Source organism: Synechococcus sp. CCY 0621 (assembly GCF_019038465.1).
Taxonomy (GTDB): domain Bacteria; phylum Cyanobacteriota; class Cyanobacteriia; order PCC-6307; family Cyanobiaceae; genus Cyanobium.
This window is the reverse complement of sequence record NZ_JAFKRH010000052.1, coordinates 24588-41922: the sequence shown is the minus strand read 5'-3', so window position 1 is coordinate 41922 and position 17335 is coordinate 24588. Positions and strand designations below refer to the sequence as shown.

General features: G+C 68.2%; 17 protein-coding genes. 10 read left to right on the top strand and 7 right to left on the bottom strand.

Annotated features, from left to right (window positions below):
- The first annotated feature begins 44 nt into the window (after positions 1-44).
- Positions 45-1526, top strand: coding sequence for a DUF8671 domain-containing protein (locus KUG43_RS17395; RefSeq protein WP_353618065.1), 1482 nt, complete (start codon positions 45-47; stop codon positions 1524-1526).
- On the opposite strand, the gene KUG43_RS16330 is transcribed toward KUG43_RS17395, so the two are convergent.
- The 5 genes from KUG43_RS16330 to KUG43_RS16310 all read right to left on the bottom strand — a co-directional run bounded on the left by KUG43_RS16330 (position 1477) and on the right by KUG43_RS16310 (position 7248).
- Entirely contained in the window at positions 1477-1938 is a 462-nt protein-coding gene (locus KUG43_RS16330; protein WP_216910839.1) for a DUF1499 domain-containing protein, read from the bottom strand. The two genes, KUG43_RS17395 and KUG43_RS16330, sit on opposite strands and share 50 nt — an antisense overlap.
- Before the next feature lie 49 nt (positions 1939-1987).
- A complete protein-coding gene (locus tag KUG43_RS16325; RefSeq protein ID WP_216910837.1) occupies positions 1988-2884 on the bottom strand; it encodes an alpha/beta fold hydrolase in 897 nt (298 codons plus the stop codon).
- On the bottom strand, positions 2881-3984 hold the full coding sequence (locus KUG43_RS16320; RefSeq protein ID WP_216910835.1) for an iron-containing alcohol dehydrogenase: 1104 nt from the start codon (positions 3982-3984) through the stop codon (positions 2881-2883). Before KUG43_RS16320 ends, KUG43_RS16325 begins: the two co-directional genes overlap by 4 nt.
- 54 nt (positions 3985-4038) lie before the next feature.
- Entirely contained in the window at positions 4039-6600 is a 2562-nt protein-coding gene (locus tag KUG43_RS16315; protein WP_216910833.1) for an ATP-dependent Clp protease ATP-binding subunit, read from the bottom strand.
- Positions 6601-6777: 177 nt separating this feature from the next.
- Positions 6778-7248 carry a GNAT family N-acetyltransferase gene (locus KUG43_RS16310; RefSeq protein WP_216910831.1) on the bottom strand — a complete coding sequence of 157 codons (471 nt, stop codon included), beginning with the start codon at positions 7246-7248 and terminating at the stop codon, positions 6778-6780.
- A 56-nt stretch (positions 7249-7304) separates the two neighbouring features.
- Between KUG43_RS16310 and lysA the strand changes: the two genes are divergently transcribed.
- The 8 genes from lysA to KUG43_RS16270 are packed head-to-tail and all read left to right on the top strand — an operon-like array spanning position 7305 to position 15405.
- Positions 7305-8720 (top strand): diaminopimelate decarboxylase, encoded by a 1416-nt coding sequence (gene lysA, locus KUG43_RS16305; RefSeq protein WP_216910829.1) that lies wholly within the window; start codon positions 7305-7307, stop codon positions 8718-8720.
- Positions 8721-8768: 48 nt separating this feature from the next.
- The gene (gene cdaA / locus KUG43_RS16300; protein WP_216910827.1) at positions 8769-9584 is read left to right on the top strand and encodes a diadenylate cyclase CdaA; all 816 of its coding nucleotides are present in this window, start codon (positions 8769-8771) and stop codon (positions 9582-9584) included.
- Complete coding sequence (gene uppS / locus KUG43_RS16295; protein ID WP_216910825.1) at positions 9581-10369, top strand: undecaprenyl pyrophosphate synthase; 789 nt, start codon at positions 9581-9583, stop codon at positions 10367-10369. Before cdaA ends, uppS begins: the two co-directional genes overlap by 4 nt.
- Positions 10366-11346 (top strand): biotin synthase BioB, encoded by a 981-nt coding sequence (gene bioB, locus KUG43_RS16290; protein WP_216910823.1) that lies wholly within the window; start codon positions 10366-10368, stop codon positions 11344-11346. The genes uppS and bioB overlap by 4 nt, the downstream gene beginning before the upstream one ends.
- Positions 11343-12287, top strand: a complete 945-nt coding sequence (gene trhO / locus KUG43_RS16285) for an oxygen-dependent tRNA uridine(34) hydroxylase TrhO (protein WP_216910869.1) — start codon at positions 11343-11345, stop codon at positions 12285-12287. Before bioB ends, trhO begins: the two co-directional genes overlap by 4 nt.
- Before the next feature lie 4 nt (positions 12288-12291).
- Complete coding sequence (locus KUG43_RS16280) at positions 12292-13287, top strand: DUF952 domain-containing protein (protein ID WP_216910821.1); 996 nt, start codon at positions 12292-12294, stop codon at positions 13285-13287.
- Positions 13281-13781 carry a hypothetical protein gene (locus KUG43_RS16275; RefSeq protein WP_216910819.1) on the top strand — a complete coding sequence of 167 codons (501 nt, stop codon included), beginning with the start codon at positions 13281-13283 and terminating at the stop codon, positions 13779-13781. The genes KUG43_RS16280 and KUG43_RS16275 overlap by 7 nt, the downstream gene beginning before the upstream one ends.
- Before the next feature lie 34 nt (positions 13782-13815).
- Complete coding sequence (locus KUG43_RS16270) at positions 13816-15405, top strand: M10 family metallopeptidase C-terminal domain-containing protein (RefSeq protein WP_216910817.1); 1590 nt, start codon at positions 13816-13818, stop codon at positions 15403-15405.
- Between the two features lie 55 nt (positions 15406-15460).
- Here KUG43_RS16270 and KUG43_RS16265 read toward each other — a convergent pair whose 3' ends face one another.
- Complete coding sequence (locus tag KUG43_RS16265; protein ID WP_216910867.1) at positions 15461-15658, bottom strand: DUF2256 domain-containing protein; 198 nt, start codon at positions 15656-15658, stop codon at positions 15461-15463.
- A 156-nt stretch (positions 15659-15814) separates the two neighbouring features.
- Between KUG43_RS16265 and KUG43_RS16260 the strand changes: the two genes are divergently transcribed.
- Complete coding sequence (locus tag KUG43_RS16260; RefSeq protein ID WP_216910815.1) at positions 15815-16846, top strand: magnesium transporter CorA family protein; 1032 nt, start codon at positions 15815-15817, stop codon at positions 16844-16846.
- Positions 16847-16861: 15 nt separating this feature from the next.
- Here the strand turns inward: KUG43_RS16260 and KUG43_RS16255 are convergent, their stop codons facing one another.
- Positions 16862-17233: a CopD family protein gene (locus KUG43_RS16255; RefSeq protein WP_216910813.1), complete on the bottom strand. Its 372-nt coding sequence runs from the start codon at positions 17231-17233 to the stop codon at positions 16862-16864.
- Positions 17234-17335: the final 102 nt, after the last annotated feature.

Here is a 17335-nt window from a genome sequence, read left to right as displayed (position 1 = left end):
CTGAGTCTGGCCAGTCACGGCGGCCTAGCGCGCCATCACTCGCGGTGATCGGCGCCGGGGTGGCCGGTTGTGCCCTGGCAGCCGGGCTGCGGCGCGGTGGCTGGGGCGGCCCGATCGACCTGTGGGAGGCGGGTCGGGGTCCCGGAGGTCGGGCCGCCACCCGTCGTTCCCGCCAGGACGCCGCTTGGCAGCTCGACCACGGAGCACCCCTGCTCAACCTGCTGGAGGGCCCCGAACCGGAACTGGTGGCGCCCCTGCGGTCGGGGGGCTGGATCGTGCCCTGGCGGGAGCCGGCGGCGGAACTGCAGACCAACGGGACCCTGGGGCCAGCCGAGGCCGATCCCCTGCTGCGCGGTGTTTTGTACCGGGGCCTCCAGGGCATGGACGACCTCTGCCGTGGCCTGCTGGCCCTGGCCCAGGCCCAGGGGGTGCCCAGCCCCATGGGCCACTACGGCACCCTGGTGCGCCACCTGGAGGTTCGCCCCGAAGGGGGCTGGCAGCTGGCAGACGCCAACGGGGCGGTGCTGGGCGAGGCCGACTGGCTGGTGCTCAGCGGCACCCTGCTGGCCCATCCCCGCGCCATGGAGCGGTTCGGCTGGTCGGAGCTGCCGCTGCAGCGGGCGGCAGAGGGCCTGGGCGATGGAGCGCTGGAGGCGGCCCTCGCCGCCCTCGCCAGCATGGAGATGGAGACCCGCACCAACCTGATGCTCACGATCGAGCCCGCCGCGGCGGCCCGATGGCTGGCCCTGCCCTTCCGACTGCTCAGCTTTGACAGCCAGGCCCAGCGGCGCTGGGGGCTGCGGCGGCTGTCGATCCAGCCCCTGGCCGATGGCCGCTGCGGCGTCGTGGCCCATGGCGTGCCGGACGCCACGACGGCCAACGACGCCCTGGCGATGGAGGCCCTGGAGGGGGCCGTCGCCGGCGCCCTGGAGCCCTGGCTCGGGCAGCGGCCCAGCGGCGGTGACGCCCTGGCGGGGGTGGCCCAGCGCCAGCTGATGCGCTGGGGGGCCGCCTTCCCCGTCACCCCCGGCCTTCCCCCCGCCGCCATGGTCTGTCCCGCCAGCCGGGTGGCCTTTTGCGGTGACTTCATCGATGGACAGGGCTTCGGACGCATCGAGGGTGCCCTGCGCAGTGCCCAGGCCCTGGCGGGCCGGCTGCTGGCCCTGCTGCTGCTCTGCCTCGCCCTGGCGGGGCCGGCCATGGCAGCGGCAGCCGAGGCGGTCCCCTACCGCTGTGACGGCGACCTGCTGCTGGCAACCAGCGACAACGGGGCGGTGGATGCCCCGGGCATCCCCAACAGCGCCGCTGGCACGGTGCCAGGCGCCACGGTGCTGCTGGAGTGGCGCGACTTACGTCTGCAGCTGCCGCGCACCAACAATGCCGGTCCGCCCAGCTACACCGACGGGCTCTGGTGGTGGAGCCTCGAGGATCCGCAGCAGCCCCGCTTCCTGCACCGCCGGGGGGCCATCGAACAGTTCAGCTGTCAGGCAGTTCCTGCCGCAGCGACTCCAGCCGACGGGCGTTGACGCCCAGATCGGAATCCCCCAGCCGCGAGCTGGAGCGGGCCTGCAGCACACCGGCGGAGGGCAGGGCCTGCAGTTCCAGGTCGTCCACGAAGCCGAACAGCCGGCTGGTGGCGGTGGCATGCAGGTAGGCACCGTCGCGCTCGAGGATCCGCACCCCCTCAGTGGTTTCCAGAACGGGCACCAGCGCGCTCAGGGCCGCCGCCGGATCGCTGATGCGCCAGTCGACCCTGGCGCAGTGGGCCGGCGCCGCACAGGGGGAAAGCGAACCGCCGTGCACCCCGAGCTCCTCGGGCACCGGCCCCTCCAGATGCAGCAGTGAGGCCTGGGCGGGGTTCGGGAGGCCCAGCCCCGCCAACCCCATCAGCAGGACGAGCAGCAACGCGGTCACATGGCGCGGCAAGGACGGGGTCATGGGGAGGTGGGGAGCGAGGCGCAGGGCCGGGACTTCCAGGATGGCCGGTTCAGGCCCCGGCCCGCCAGGCGGCAGCAACCCGTTCGGGTTGGTCGATGTGGGGCAGGTGGCCGCAGGCCGCCAGCTCGGTGATGCGGGAGCCCAGCAGGGCCTGGGCGGCTTGTTTCTGCGGCGCGCGCAGGATCCGGTCGTCGGCGCCCCAGAGCACCGCCAGCGGCTGGGGAGGCAGGGGCGCGCCGCAGCCGGCGAAGCCGCCACTGCGGGCGAAGCGTCGCAAGGCCTCCGCCCAGCCCGGCGCCCTGAGGTGCAGCGAGGCGATCTCCAGCTCCGCCGGCCCCACATCCCGATCGGGGTCGGCAAAGGCGCTGCGACAAAGGCCGCCGCGCACCTTCGGCAGGGCCAGGAAGCGCACCCCCAGCCCATCCAGCAGGGGCGGCAGGGGCATGGGGCGGCCGGTGAGTCCGGCCGGGGCCAGCAGCAGCAACCGCTCGAAGCGCCCGGGCTGGCGCCGGGCCAGGGCCACCGCCACCGCGCCGCCCATGGAGGCGCCGATCAGGCCCAGCCTCTGCTCCGCGGCAAGCCCCTGGCGATCGAACGCCTCCAGCAAGGCCTCCAGGTGCTGCAGCACAGCCTCGGGGGTGTAATCGCGCTCGGCGGGCCTGGGGCAGAAGCCGAAGCCATGCAGGTCGGGGATCAGCAGCCGGTGACGCGTGGCCAGCAGGGGAGCCAGGCGACGGAACTCCAGGAAGGAACTGTCGAAACCGTGCAGCAGCAGCAGGGGCGGCCCTTCCCCCAGCACCGCCACCGGCCAGCGCTCGGGGTGCCCGGGCAGCTCCCACCACTGCACCTGGCCCGCCAGAGCGCGGCCCAACGGGTCGAGCAGGGAGTCGGCGGCGGCGCTGACCAGCTCACGGCCAGTGGGCGCGCTGACGAGGCTGGCGCTCACGCCTGCTGCCGGTCGGCGGTGGCGCCCACCATGGCGGCCAGAAGGTCTTCCGGGGCCACCGCGAAGGGCAGGTGGTGCAGGTCGGAGCCCTCGCGGCAGGCGAAGCGGCAGACCTGACGCAGTTCCTCGAGGGTGGCACCGCCAAGCCCAAGAGCCTCGAGATCGGTGGGCAGCCCCAACCGGCGGAAGAAGGGGAGCAACTGGCGACGGGCCTGGGCCGCCAGCCGATTGCCGGCCAGCTGCTCCTCCAGCCACAGCTGGACCAACACCCCGAAGCCCACCTTCTCGCCATGGAGCTGGCCGTGGGTGGCGGCGAGCTGGGTGAGACCGTTGTGGACGGCATGGGCGGCCACGGTGCGGCAACGGGCGCCGCCGATGCCGCCGATCAGCCCGGCGGTGAGGGCACAGCCCTCGGCCACCCGTACCCAGGCCTCGCTGTTCGGGTCGGCCAGGGCGGCTTCCCCCTCCAGCAGCAGCAGATCCCGCAGCAGGCGGGACATCTGAACCGCCTGCTGCACCAGGCCATCACCACTGGAGCCGCTGCTCACCGAGGCCTCGTACCACTTGGCCACCGCATCGGCGATGCCGCTGGCCAGGGTGCGCGCCGGAGCCTGCCGCACCAGGTGGTGGTCGAAGACGAGCAGGTCCGGGCAGCGCGCGAGGGCGACATCGCCCAGGAAGGCCCCTTCCGGGGTGTACACGTTGGCCAGGGCCGTCCAGCCGGCACAGGTGGCGGCGCTGGTGGGCACCGTGATGCAAGGCAGGCCAAGGCGGTGGGCCAGCAGCTTGCCCGCATCCAGCACCTTGCCGCCACCGGCGGCGATCAGGGCATCACAGCCGGCAGTGCGGGCGTGTTCGGCCAGGGGCACCAGGTCTTCGTCGCAGCAGTCGCGGAACCCCTGGCTGGCCACCGGGCTGGCACCGGCCCGCTCCAGATCAACCAGCAGCTGTTGACGCAGGCCATAGGTGGAAGCGCTGCGCCCCAACAGGAAGGGACGCTGACCCAGGGCCACAAGGCGAGGCAGAGCCTGCGGCCAGGCGCCTTGGCCACGCAGCACCAGGGCCGGAGCGATGGCATGGGTCTGCAGGGAATCCGTCATGGCCGACGTCTGATCACTGAAATGTAGAAGTCGGCCGTACGGCGTCGCGACGACTCAGGCGCTGGCGCCGGCCAGCTCCGGCAACGGAGGGGTGATCGACTGCTTGCGGATCACCACCTGCTTGTCGTCATCGACATCCACCAGACAGGCGTCGCCTTCGCCGATCCGGCCGGAGAGGAATTCCTCGGCCAGCGAATCCTCGAGCAGACGCATCACCGCACGACGCAGGGGCCGGGCACCGTAGCTGGGGTTGTAGCCCTCTTCGACGAGACGCTCCTTGAAGGCCTCGGTGACGGACATGTTGATCCCCTTGTCCTGCATGCGGGCGAAGACCTCCCGCAGCATGATCTCGGCGATCAACTTGACCTCGTCGCGGGTGAGCTGACGGAAGACGATGATCTCGTCCAGACGGTTGAGGAACTCGGGGCGGAAGTACTGCTTGAGTTCCTCGTTGACGAGCGAACGGATGCGGTTGTACTGGGTTTCCTCCACATCGCCACCGCCGAATTCGAAGCCGAGGCCACCGCCGCCCTTCTCGATCACCTTCGAACCGATGTTCGAGGTCATGATGATCAGGGTGTTCTTGAAGTCGACCGTCCGACCCTTGGAGTCGGTGAGCCGGCCATCCTCCAGCAGTTGCAGCAGGAGGTTGAACACATCGGGGTGGGCCTTCTCGATCTCGTCGAACAGCACCACGGTGTAGGGACGGCGGCGTACGGCCTCGGTGAGCTGGCCGCCCTCGTTGAAGCCCACGTAGCCAGGAGGCGAACCGATCAGCTTGCTGACGGTGTGGCGCTCCATGAATTCGCTCATGTCCAGGCGGATCATGGCGTCTTCGCTGCCGAAGAAATAGGCCGCCAGGGCCTTGGTGAGTTCCGTCTTGCCGACACCGGTGGGGCCGGAGAAGATGAAGCTGGCGATGGGGCGGTTGGGGTTCTTCAGACCGACGCGGGCCCGGCGGATGGCCCGGGACACGGCTTTGACAGCCTCGTCCTGGCCGATCAGGCGCTGGTGGAGGGTCTCCTCCATGTTGAGCAGCTTCACCGACTCGCTCTCGGTGAGCTTCTGCACGGGCACACCGGTCCAGGAGGCGACGATCTGGGCGATGTCCTCCTCGGTGACCAGGGGGGCACGGCTTTCATCGGTGCCACCGTCATCGGCGGGAGCAATACCGGCAAAAGAGGATCCTTGCGCTTCGGCAACGGCAGGGGCGGCGGCGGCGGGTTCGTCGTCGCGGCGGGCCTGGAGGATCGAGCGGATCTGGTCGCGCAGTTCCACTTCCTTGTCGCGCAGTTCACCGGCCTTGGTGAAGTCCTGCTGGCGGACGGCGTCCTCCTTCTCCTTCTGCACCCCACGCAGCTGCTTGTCGACCTCCTTGGCCGCCGGGGGCAGCTTGGAATTGAGCAGCCGCACCCGGCTGCCGGCCTCGTCGATCAGGTCGATGGCCTTGTCGGGCAGGAAGCGGTCGCTGATGTAGCGGTCGCCCAGGGTGGCGGCGGCAACGAGCGCCTCATCGCTGATCTTGAGGCGGTGGTGCTGCTCGTAGCGCTCGCGCAGACCCTTGAGGATCTCGATGGTGTCGACGACGGAGGGCTCGCCCACCATCACCGGCTGGAAGCGGCGCTCGAGGGCGGCATCGCGCTCAATGTGCTTGCGGTACTCATCGAGGGTGGTGGCGCCGATGCACTGCAGCTCGCCCCTGGCCAGGGCGGGCTTGAGGATGTTGGCGGCATCGATGGCGCCCTCGGCAGCGCCGGCACCGATCAGGGTGTGCACCTCGTCGATCACCAGGATCACGTTCCCGGCGGAGCGGATTTCCTCCATGATCTTCTTGAGGCGCTCCTCGAACTCACCGCGGTACTTGGTGCCGGCCACCAGCAGGCCGATGTCGAGGGTGAGGACCCGCTTGTCCTCAAGGATGTCGGGGATCTCGCCCTGGGTGATGCGCTGGGCCAGGCCTTCGGCGATGGCGGTCTTGCCGACGCCGGGCTCGCCGATCAGAACGGGGTTGTTCTTGGTGCGGCGACCCAGGATCTGGATCACCCGATCGATCTCGTTGTGGCGGCCCACGACCGGGTCGAGCTTGGCCTCGGCGGCCATCTGGGTGAGATTGCTGCCGAATTCATCGAGGGTGGGGGTCTTGGTGGATCCCTTGCCCGAGCTGCCGGACGCCACTTCGGCCGTCTCGCCCAGCATGCGGATCACCTGGGTGCGGACCTTGGCCAGGTCGACGCCGAGGTTTTCGAGCACGCGGGCGGCGACGCCCTCGCCCTCGCGGATGAGCCCGAGCAGGAGGTGCTCGGTGCCGATGTAGTTGTGGCCGAGCTGGCGGGCTTCCTCAAGGGAAAGTTCCAGCACCCGCTTGGCCCGTGGGGTGAAAGGGATCTCGACGGCAACGAAGCCGGAACCGCGGCCGATGATCTTTTCGACCTCGACCCGGGCGTCCTTGAGGTTGACCCCCATCGACTTGAGGACCTTGGCGGCGACACCGGTGCCTTCGCCGATCAGGCCCAGCAGGATCTGCTCGGTGCCGACGAAGTTGTGGCCGAGGCGGCGGGCCTCTTCCTGGGCCAGCATGATCACCTTGATGGCCTTCTCGGTAAACCGCTCGAACATGGGGCGGGACCTGATGCAAGTGCAACTAACCTATCAGGATTGAAGGGCTGCGTGGGAGCGCAGGGACACTCTCAGGCCAAAGCGCTGCGCCGCAGGCGCTCAGAGCTGGCTGAAAACAAACAACACGTCCAGATTTGTGGGATGTAGGTATAGATATCTACGGTTATCCGCACCCTTTCACGTCTTCAGGTTGACCCATTGGATCAGGGCATCGTCGCCACTGCGGTAGTAACCACGACGGATGCCGGCGGTGCGGAACCCCAGGGCCTCATACAGCCCCTTTCCAGGGCCGTTCGTCGCCGACACCTCCAGGGTGGCCCTGGTAGCACCGCTGCGCCGCCCGGCCTGCATCAGCTCCTGAAGGATCCGGCTCCCCAGTCCCAGGCGTCGGTGGCCAGGGGCCACCGCCACCAGAGTGATGTGGAGCTCGTCGACCACCAGCCAGCCGCAGGCCATGGCCAGCAGCTCCTGCCCCTGGCGCAATCCCAGCCCTGGCCTGGCCTTCTCCTCCAGCTCCCGCTGCCACTGGGCCAGGCTCCAGATGCCGCCGAGGGCGGCCCGATCCAGCTCCAGGCAGGCACCAGCGTGCTTCGCGGCCAGCTGGATCAGGGTCGGGGTTGGCAGCGGTGACGGGGACGGCACAGCCACAGGGCGCGGAGATCCTTACGATCAGACATCTTGAACTCTTCCCCGGGCAGGCCGTCATGGTGACCAGCGCATCTCCGGCGACCGATTCGGTCGCCCCTGCCGCCGGGGAAGCAGCGGCGCCGTTCGAGCAGGGCCTCGATCGCCTCAGCCCCAACCGCAACCTGGCCCCGCTCAGCGCCCGGCTCGATGCCCTGGGCCGGCTGGAGGTGGGCGGGGTGTCCCTGGCCGACCTGGCCCAGACCTACGGCACCCCGCTCTACGTGCTCGACGAGGAGACCCTGCGGGCCACCTGCAGGGCCTACCGGCAGGCGTTGGCCGCCCACTACCCGGGCGACGCGCTGGCCCTCTATGCCTCCAAGGCCAACAGCTCCCTGGCGATCACGGCGCTGGTGGCCTCCGAGGGCCTCGGCCTTGATGCCGTCTCGGCCGGCGAACTGCTCACGGCGCTGCAGGGCGGCATGCCGGCCGAGCGGATCGTCTTCCATGGCAATAACAAGTCAGCCGAGGAGCTCCAGCTCGCCATCGACCGCGGCGTCACGGTGGTGCTCGACAACTGGAACGACATTGAGCTGCTCTCCTCCTTGGCGGCCGGGCGGGCCAGGCCGGTGCGGGTGCTGGTGCGTTTCACGCCCGGCATCGAGTGCCACACCCACGAGTACATCCGCACCGGTCACCTCGACAGCAAGTTCGGCTTCGACCCCGACCAGCTGGAGACCGTGCTGCGCCACCTGGCCGGCTGCGCCTGGGCCCGTGTGGATGGCCTGCATGCCCACATCGGCTCCCAGATCTTCGAGCTCGAACCCCACCGCGACCTGGCGGCGGTGATGGCGGAGGCCCTGGTCCTGGCCCGTTCCCTGGGCCACCCCTGCGGCGACCTCAATGTCGGCGGCGGCCTCGGCATCCGTTATGTGGGCTCGGATGACCCCCCGAGCATCCAGGAGTGGGTGCGGGTGGTAGCGGGGGCCGTCGCGGAGGCCTGCAACCAGCGCCAGCTTGTACTGCCGCGGCTGCTCTGCGAACCCGGCCGCTCCCTGGTGGCCACGGCCGGCCTGACCCTCTACACGGTGGGTAGCCGCAAGCAGATCCCCGGCCTGCGTACCTACCTGTCGGTGGATGGCGGCATGAGCGACAACCCCCGGCCGATCACGTACCAATCCCTTTACACGGCCGTGCTGGCCGACCGGCCCCTGGCCGAAGCCACCGAGGTGGTGACCGTGGCCGGCAAGCATTGCGAGTCCGGCGATGTGCTGCTGCGCGACATCCGCCTGCCGGCCGCCGCCCCCGGCGACGTCCTCGCCGTGTTCGCCACCGGGGCCTACAACGCCGCGATGGCGTCCAACTACAACCGTATCCCGAGGCCGGCGGCGGTGTTCGTCCATGACGGCGTGGCCGATGTGGTGCAGCGGCGGGAGCAGCCGGAAGACCTACTGCGCTACGACGTTCTGCCCCACCGTCTCCTGCCGGTAACCTGACCGCGTCAGGCGGCCTTCCCTGGAACCGGCCTGCCCATCTGTCTTGTTGTGATCTGGCTGCGGCTCATCGATTTCCGCCTGCTGCTGGATCTCCTGTTCGCCTCCCTGCTCGGGCTGCTGTTGCTCGGCCGGGTCACGGAGGCCCGCACCCTCTGGCTGCTGCGGGGCTATCTGTTTCTGGTGGCGCTGGCCTGGTTCGTGCAGCGCTACGCCAACCTGCCACTGACCAGCAGCCTGGTGGACGCCCTGGTGCTGGCCTGCAGCCTCGCCCTGGCGATCCTGTGGCAGGGGGAATTGCGACGCCTGATGGAACTGCTGGGTACCGGACGCCTGGGGGTGCTGTTCGCCGATCGCAGCCGTGATCAGCTGGCGTCTGGGTCGGTGAGCATGCTCACCGAGGCCGCCGGCCGCCTGTCCCAGGCCCGATGCGGTGCCCTGATCGTGCTCGACCTGGGCAGCGATCTGCGCCCCGAAGACTTCCTCAACCCCGGCATCCGCATCGACGCCCATCTCTCCGTCGAGCTGATGCTGAACCTCTTCGCCGTGGACACGCCCCTGCACGATGGCGCTGTACTGGTCCAGAAGAACCGCATCGTGGCGGCCGGTGTGATCCTGCCCCTCTCGCGCCAGGGCCTGAACCGTTACGGCACCCGTCACCTCGCCGCCATGGGGCTGACCGAACGCCACGACGGCTGCTTCTGCATCGTGGTCTCAGAGGAAACGGGCACCCTGTCGCTGGCCTCCCAGGGCCGGCTGGAGCGGCCCATCACCAGTAGCCGGCTGCACGACCTGCTCACCGAGGCCCTGGCCTCCGCACCCACGGGGCGTAGCGTGTCCACGGACTTGCCGGAACATCGCGGATGAGTCGCGCCCTGGCGACCACTCCATCGTCCGATCCCGACCAGCTGCCCGCCCAGCTGGATCCGGCTCGACTGCCCCGTCACGTGGCCGTGATCATGGACGGCAACGGCCGTTGGGCCCGCCAGCGGGGGCTGCCCAGGGCCATGGGTCACAGGGCCGGGGTGGAGACGCTCAAGCGCACCCTCCGCCACTGCAGCGATTGGGGCATCGGCGCCCTCACGGCCTACGCCTTCTCCACCGAGAACTGGACCCGACCCGGTGAGGAGGTGGCCTTCCTGATGGCCCTGTTCGAGCGGGTGCTCGCCCGGGAGCTCGACTCGCTCGAACGCCAGCAGGTGCGGATCCGCTTCCTCGGCGACCTGGATCCCCTGCCGGAGGGCCTGAAGGTCCTGATCCGCGATGCCACCGAGCGCACCGCCGCCAACAGCGGCATCCATTTCAACGTCTGCACCAACTACGGCGGCCGCAGCGAGCTGGTGCGGGCGGCCCGCCGTCTCGCCGAGCGAGCCGCCCGCGGCGAGCTCGACCCGGCCAGCATCAACGAGGATCTGTTTGCCGCCGAGCTGTTCACCGCCGGCGACGCCGACCCCGACCTGCTGATCCGCACCAGCGGCGAGCAGCGCATCAGCAACTTCCTGCTCTGGCAGCTGGCCTACGCCGAGCTGCACATCACCGAGGTGCTCTGGCCCGACTTCGACACCGGGGCCCTGTTGGCGGCGCTGCTCGATTATCAGGGGCGCGAGCGCCGCTTCGGTGGTGTTCATACCGGTGTCGAGAACGCCCCATGACCCTGCGCCACGACTGGTCCCGCCAGGAGATCCAGGCCCTGCTCGAACTGCCCCTGATGGATCTGCTCTGGCAGGCCCAGGGCGTCCACCGCAGCGCCAACCCCGGCTACCACGTGCAGTTGGCCTCGCTGCTGAGCGTCAAGACGGGAGGCTGCGAGGAGGACTGCGCCTACTGCCCCCAGTCAATGCACCACCCCAGCGATCTGGACGGACGCCAGCCACTGGCGGTGGCACCGGTGCTGGAGCGTGCCCGGCAGGCCCGGGACGCCGGTGCCCATCGCTTCTGCATGGGCTGGGCCTGGCGGGAAATCCGCGATGGGGCCCCCTTCGAGGCGATGCTCGCCATGGTTCGCGGCGTGCGGGAGCTGGGCCTGGAGGCCTGCGTCACCGCCGGGATGCTCAGCGACGGCCAGGCGACCCGGCTGGCGGAGGCGGGACTCACCGCCTACAACCACAACCTCGACACCAGCCCCGAGCACTACGGCCGGATCATCTCCACCCGCACCTACCAGGAACGGCTCGACACCTTGGAGCGGGTGAGGCGTGCAGGCATCGACCTCTGCTGCGGCGGCATCATCGGGCTGGGCGAGGGCCCCGAAGACCGGGCCGGGCTGCTGCAGGTGCTGGCCTGTCTGGATCCCCACCCGGAAAGCGTGCCGATCAACGCTCTGGTGGCCGTGGAGGGCACCCCGCTGGAGGAGCAGCCGGCCATTGACCCCCTGGAGCTGGTGCGGATGGTGGCCACCGCCCGCATCCTCATGCCCCACAGCCGAGTGCGGCTCAGCGCCGGGCGCGAGCAGCTGGGGCGGGAAGCCCAGATCCTCTGCCTGCTGGCGGGCGCCGATTCGATCTTCTACGGCGACACCCTGCTCACCACCTCCAATCCGGCGGTGAGCAGCGACCAGGAGCTGCTGCGGGCCGCCGGGGTGCGGGTGCAGCTGGAGGGCCAGGCGCTCGCCGCCACAGCCGGCCGCTGAGGGTGCAGGTCGCCGCGTTCTACAGGTTCGTCCCCCTGGCCAGCGAGGAATTGCCCGACTGGCAAACCAGGCTGCTGGCGCTGGGGAGCCAGGCCGGTCTGCTGGGCACCATCCTGCTGGCCACCGAGGGCATCAACGGCACGGTCGCCGGATCGGCCTCCAGCGTGGCTGCCCTGCTGGAGCTGCTGCAGGCCGACCCCCGCCTGGCGAACCTTGCGGTGAAGCGCAGTGAGGCCGAGGGGCGGGTGTTCCACCGTTTCAAGGTGCGCCTCAAGGCGGAGATCGTGACGATGGCCGAGCCCTCGGCGCAGCCGTTCCGGGGCACGGGGGTACCGGTGCCGCCCGAGCACTGGAACGCCGTGCTGGGCGATCCAGGCACCCTGACCATCGACACCCGCAACCATTACGAGGTGGCCCTGGGCAGCTTTGCGGGCGCCATCGACCCCGGCACCGAGACCTTCAGCGATTTTCCCGCCTGGGTGGAGCAACGGCTGCGGCCGCTGCTGGCCGAGAAGCGCCCCCGGCGGCTGGCGCTGTTCTGCACCGGCGGCATCCGCTGCGAGAAAGCCACGGCCTACCTGCTGGCCCAGGGGTTCGAGGACGTGCTGCAACTGCAGGGCGGCATCCTCAACTACCTCGAGCAGGTGCCGGAAGCCGAGAGCCGCTGGCAGGGGGAGTGCTACGTCTTCGATCAGCGGGTGGCCCTCAACCACCAGCTGCAGCCGGGCTGCTACCAGATGTGCCACGCCTGCGGCCTGCCCCTGGCCCCGGCCGACCTGGAGCTGGACAGTTACGTGGCGGGGGTGAGCTGCCGCCACTGCATCGATCGGTTCACCCCGGCCGACCGGGAGCGCTTCGCCGAGCGCCAGCGCCAGATGCGGCGGGCCGAAACCTGCGACGAACCGCACATCGGCCGGGTCATGCCCCCCGCCGGCGCTTGAGCGGATGGCGGCCGCCCTGCCGATCCTGTACAGCTTTCGACGCTGCCCCTACGCGATCCGGGCGCGGCTGGCCCTGGCGGCGGCGGGTCTGAGACCGGGGCTGGATCTGGAGCTGCGGGAGGTGCACCTGGGCCGCAAGCCCCCCGAGCTGCTGGAAGCCGCCGCCGCTGGCACCGTGCCGGTGCTGGTGCTGCCGCTGGAAGCTGGTGGTGCTGAGGTGCGGCCCGACAGCCTGGCGGTGATGGACTGGGCCCTGGCGGTGCAGGATCCGGACGACCTGCGGTGCAGCGGCGAGCGGGCCCGGATCACCGCCCTGATCGAGCAGAACGATGGGGCCTTCAAGCACCATCTGGATCGTTTCAAGTACGCCCATCGCTATCCCGGCGACGACCGGGAGCTGCATCGCGGCGCGGCGCTCGAGATCCTGCGGGGCTGGAGCGAGACCCTGGAGGCTGGCGGCTGGCTGCTGGGGAGGCGTCCATCCCTGGCCGACATGGCCCTGCTGCCCTTCGTGCGCCAGTTCCGGCTCGCCGATGCGGAGGACTTCGATCAGCAGAGTGATCTGGTGCCACTGCAACGCTGGCTGCAACGGTTCCTGCAGGGGCCCGAACTGGCGGCGGTGATGGCCGGGCCCTGGGCCCCGCGGCGGCCCTGGCGCTCAGAGGGTTGGATCTACCACCTGGCGCTGGCTGACGAATGGCGCCAGGCCCGGGCCGCAGGGGTGTATGAACGCTCGACCCGCGGGCAATCACTGCAGGACGTGGGCTTCATCCATGCCAGCGGGGCCGAACAGGTGGAGGCCACCTACGGGCGCTTCTACGCCGATGCGGGGGAGGTGCTGCTGCTGACCATCGACCCCGATCGACTGACGGCGCCGCTGCGGTGGGAACCGGCTCCGGACACGGGTGAGTGCTTCCCCCACATCCATGGCCCGTTGCCCCTGGAGGCGGTGCTCGCCGCCGAGCCCTTTCCGGAGCCTGTGGCCGGCCAGCCATGCTGAGCCTGGCTGCGCTGGAGGAGCGGGCCAGGGGCCACGGACTGCTGCTGCGGCTGCAGGTGCGGGGGATGGCGGGGGTGCGGGGGCTGAGGGTGGCGGTCGCCCGGCCGCGGGCGGAGCAGCCGCCGCTGCTGCTGGGCGAACTCAAGGGTTGGTGCCTGCCCCTGGCCGATGGCCTGCGCCTCGACACGCTGCGGGTGCAGGGCGAGCGCACCGAAGCCGTGGGGCCGTTGATCTGGGCGGCCACCTTTGCCTGGGCCCTGGAGACCACGCCCTGCCGCTCGGCCCGCTTGCTGGCGATTCGCGATGGGGAACGCCAGCACCGGCGCCTGCGGCGCTACTTCCGGCGGCTCGGCTTCACGCCGCTGCGGGAGCTGGGCGGGGGCCCGCTGGATCTGGCCCCACGGCTGCTGTGGGGCGGGGCGGGTCTGCTGATGCAGGGCCATTGCGACGAAGGCCTGCGCCGCAGTGTGCGCTGGCTGGCGTGCAGCCAATGACACCTACGTTGGGTTTTGGGTTACGAGCTGGACCATGGCCACCGCCTCCCTGACGATCAACAATCAGTCGGGCAGCACTCTCTACTACTACGTCGTCGGGCCCGGTTTCGCCGTTCAGCCTCCCCAACCCGGGCAGAGCAACACACTCTCGACAGGCCTGAACACCATTGCCATCGAGGCCGCTCCTCAGATGAGGATCTACGTCTCGAGCTCTTCAACGCTGTTCGCCAATCCTGGCCAGGAACCGATCGGCTGGAACACCACAGCGCCCTTCTCCTTCTACGAATACACCATTGATGCCAGCGGCTTTTCCGCTGACATGTCCTACATCGAAGACTGGGCCTATCCCATCCAGACCAACATCACCGACAGCACAGGGTCGATCCACAATTTCGGCTTCCTGAAGGCGGCCGAGATCGCCATGGGATTCGCCGCCCTGCCACCGGGCGGATTCGTCACCAGTGCGGCTTCAGGTCAAGGGGTCGGCACGCCATCGAATCTCTGGGATGCACCGAACCAGCGATTCGTTGGCCCGATGAGGCTCTGGCAGCAGCAGGTGATCATGGCCAATGCCGTTCAGAACGGACAACAGGCCTACTGGCCGCCGAATGCTCCCGCGGGCTGGATCAAGTTCCTTGAGGAGGTTCCCTATGGGCCCTCCCCCTTTGGCTACCCCCGCTCAACCAGCGCCAGCAGCCTGAATCCTCAGCAGACCTATCCGGCCTTCGGTTTTGACTTCTCCACCAACACATCCTGGACCGCCATGAATGGCGGATTGGGTGCGCAGGTGCCCCAACCCAGCGGAGAGCAGTTGTTCGCCCACAACTGGAACGTCTGGAATTACGGATACACGAATGCTGATCCAAGCGCAGACAAACCGAATCCCAACTATTCCTTTGAGGCCAATGCCTATACCTCCATTCTCCGCTCCCAGGCAGCCACAGAAAAGGCCGCCGGAAGACTCCCCGACACCGCCGGTTCATCACCAACGGCCAATAATCCGAACTTTGTTGGCTTCTATACAGCTTCCAAGGACGACTACTACGGTACGTTCACCGTTGCCGCGATCAACAATGTCAGCCTCACGATCGGAGCCCTGGCCCCTTCCACCATCGGCACCAGCCGCGATGACGGCATCGTCGGCAGCGGCGGCCACGACATCATCTCGGGTGGCTACGGTGCCGATTGGCTGGCTGGGGCCCCTCTGGCCCTGAACTGGTCCGCGCCGAACAACTTCCGCGACCTGGCGTTCTTCGGTCTGCCTGGAGCTCCGGCCCAGTGGAAAGGGCTGTACGGCGGGGGCAGCGACACCTTCGTCTATGTTCGCGCTGACAGCAGCTTGAGCCATCCGCAGCTGCGTGATGTGATCACTGACTTCGCCGCTGATGACAGAATCGATCTCTCCAGAGTTGACGCCGACAGCGACCGAGCTGGCCTTCAGCACTTCACCTGGATCGGCTCTCGGGAGTTCTATGGGGAAGCCGGCCAACTACGGATTCAACAAAACCGTGGACAGAATGACATCCTGCTGCAAGGCGACACCGATGGCAACGGCAAGAGCGACTTCGAAGTGATGCTGATGGGACCGCTTCTGTTCTCCGCGTCCAACCTGATCCTGTCGTGAAGCACCATCTCCTGTTTGCAGGATCCAGCGCAACGCTTGAACCTGTCACCGATTCTCAGTGCCGGTCGCTGGTGAGGGAATTCGACATCTGAGAGCGATCGGAAGTCTCAGGGAGTGCTCGGTTGCGGTTCCGCCGGCAACGCTCCGAGCAATAGCGAACCTCCTCCCAGACGTCTTTCCACTTCTTACGCCACTGGAACGGTCGACCACAGACCACGCAGGTTTTGGTGGGGCGATCAACGTGATGGGGCATCCGGTCATGATGCACTAGTTCCAGCATGACGGAACGGAAGGCTTTGCCGTGGACCCTTGGCAGGATGGAGGTTCAAGCTGACCTCCCGGCTGGGCGTGCCTGGGAGCGCGGCAGCAGGTCTGCCTACGCTGGCGAAAGCCATCTGCCCAAGAGCGCGTGTCTGACGCCAGCTTCTTTGTCATCGGCCGCGATGGCCCAGCGAAGCGCGTGGCATCGGCAGTGGAGGCTGTCACGGCGGCGGAAGGGGAAGGCTTCGCCTGGTTGCACTACCGCGAGGCCACAAGGGATGATCTGGCAGGGCTTGTCGGCCTGCTTGGCCTGCACTCGCTGGCCATCGAAGATTGCTTTGATGACAATCAGATCCCCAAGGTGGACGAGTTCCCAGACAACACCTTCATCCTGTTCAACACATTTCAGTATGGCCAGGGCACTCTGGAGGTGGGTGAAATCAACCTGTTCCTCGGCAAGAGATTTCTGGTCAGCATCAGTCATCTTGATTCCAGGCAGCGCTCCTATCTCGATGGGGTTGAGCGGATTGCCGAAAGAAGTATTGACGAGATCCGCCAGGGGCCGTCCCACCTCATGGAACTGATCCTCGACCACGTCGTTGATCAGAAGTTTGTGGCCATCGAGGCCCTTGAGGACGAGCTGGATGGTGTGGAAGGGGCCCTGATTGCGGATCCGGCCAGTTTCAAGCCGGCCGATCTGATCAGGTTTCGGCGTTACCTGTTGCGACTGCGCAAGAGCCTGTTTCACGAGCGAGAGATCCTCAGCAAGATCTGCCGGGGGGATTTCCCTTTGGTGTCTGAGAAGGCAATCTACCACTATCGCGACATCTACGACCATCTGGTGCGCTTCTATGAGGTCACCGAGTCGTATCGCGACATCGTCACCAGCCTGATGGAGATGTATCTGTCGATGCTCAACAATCAGATGGCCAAAGCTGCTAACGACACCAACGCAACCGTCAGGCGCTTGACGCTGATCACGACGATCTTCATGCCGCTGACCCTGCTGGCGGGCATCGGCGGCATGTCCGAATGGACGATGATCACCGGCCCCAAGAACTGGCGTGTGTCCTATCCGGCCTTCATGCTCGCCATGGTGGTGATCGGCTTTGCCAGTTACTACTTCCTCAGCAGGCTGGACCGGAACCGTCCCACGGCGCGGCACCACCGGCACCGATGAGCCACCGCTCGGGAGTCAGCCCAGCACACCCCCCAGGCGGATCAGATTGGCGTCCGTGAGGTTGGGGATCAGCCGCAGCCGGGCGTGTACGGCCAGGGCGGCGGTGGCGGTCAACAACAGCAGCTTGGTACCCACCAGCAGGCCGATCGGATTCGCTGGGTCGAACAATCCATGCAAGTCAGGCAGAAGGATCAAGCCCATCCAGAGGCCGGTGATCACCTGCAGGCCGAGGGCTGTGAGGCCAAGGGGCTCGAAGTCGCGGATGCGATCAGCGCTCCGCTCCCGCAGGGCTTGCGGCAGCACGCCCAGATCCAGCACCAGGTGGCCACCGGTCCACACCGTGGCGGCCAGGGCGTGAACGATCACCAGACAAGGGAAGGGGGACATGGCATCGACGGAGGGCGTGCTCCCAACCTGGCGGTGCGTGTAGGCCATTGGGCCAAGGCAGGAATCCGGCTGGGGCCCCTTAATTCTGGTAATAACCGATAC

What these genes read in the sequence shown, in the direction of transcription:
- KUG43_RS16255 (WP_216910813.1), bottom strand. Translation starts at nt 17,233, where the DNA reads ATGTCCCCCTTCCCTTGTCTGGTGATCGTTCACGCCCTGGCCGCCACG.
- KUG43_RS16330 (WP_216910839.1), bottom strand. Translation starts at nt 1,938, where the DNA reads ATGACCCCGTCCTTGCCGCGCCATGTGACCGCGTTGCTGCTCGTCCTG.
- KUG43_RS16315 (WP_216910833.1), bottom strand. Translation starts at nt 6,600, where the DNA reads ATGTTCGAGCGGTTTACCGAGAAGGCCATCAAGGTGATCATGCTGGCC.
- bioB (WP_216910823.1), top strand. Translation starts at nt 10,366, where the DNA reads ATGACCCTGCGCCACGACTGGTCCCGCCAGGAGATCCAGGCCCTGCTC.
- KUG43_RS16280 (WP_216910821.1), top strand. Translation starts at nt 12,292, where the DNA reads ATGGCGGCCGCCCTGCCGATCCTGTACAGCTTTCGACGCTGCCCCTAC.
- KUG43_RS16270 (WP_216910817.1), top strand. Translation starts at nt 13,816, where the DNA reads ATGGCCACCGCCTCCCTGACGATCAACAATCAGTCGGGCAGCACTCTC.
- KUG43_RS16265 (WP_216910867.1), bottom strand. Translation starts at nt 15,658, where the DNA reads ATGCCCCATCACGTTGATCGCCCCACCAAAACCTGCGTGGTCTGTGGT.
- KUG43_RS16320 (WP_216910835.1), bottom strand. Translation starts at nt 3,984, where the DNA reads ATGACGGATTCCCTGCAGACCCATGCCATCGCTCCGGCCCTGGTGCTG.
- uppS (WP_216910825.1), top strand. Translation starts at nt 9,581, where the DNA reads ATGAGTCGCGCCCTGGCGACCACTCCATCGTCCGATCCCGACCAGCTG.
- lysA (WP_216910829.1), top strand. Translation starts at nt 7,305, where the DNA reads ATGGTGACCAGCGCATCTCCGGCGACCGATTCGGTCGCCCCTGCCGCC.
- KUG43_RS16275 (WP_216910819.1), top strand. Translation starts at nt 13,281, where the DNA reads ATGCTGAGCCTGGCTGCGCTGGAGGAGCGGGCCAGGGGCCACGGACTG.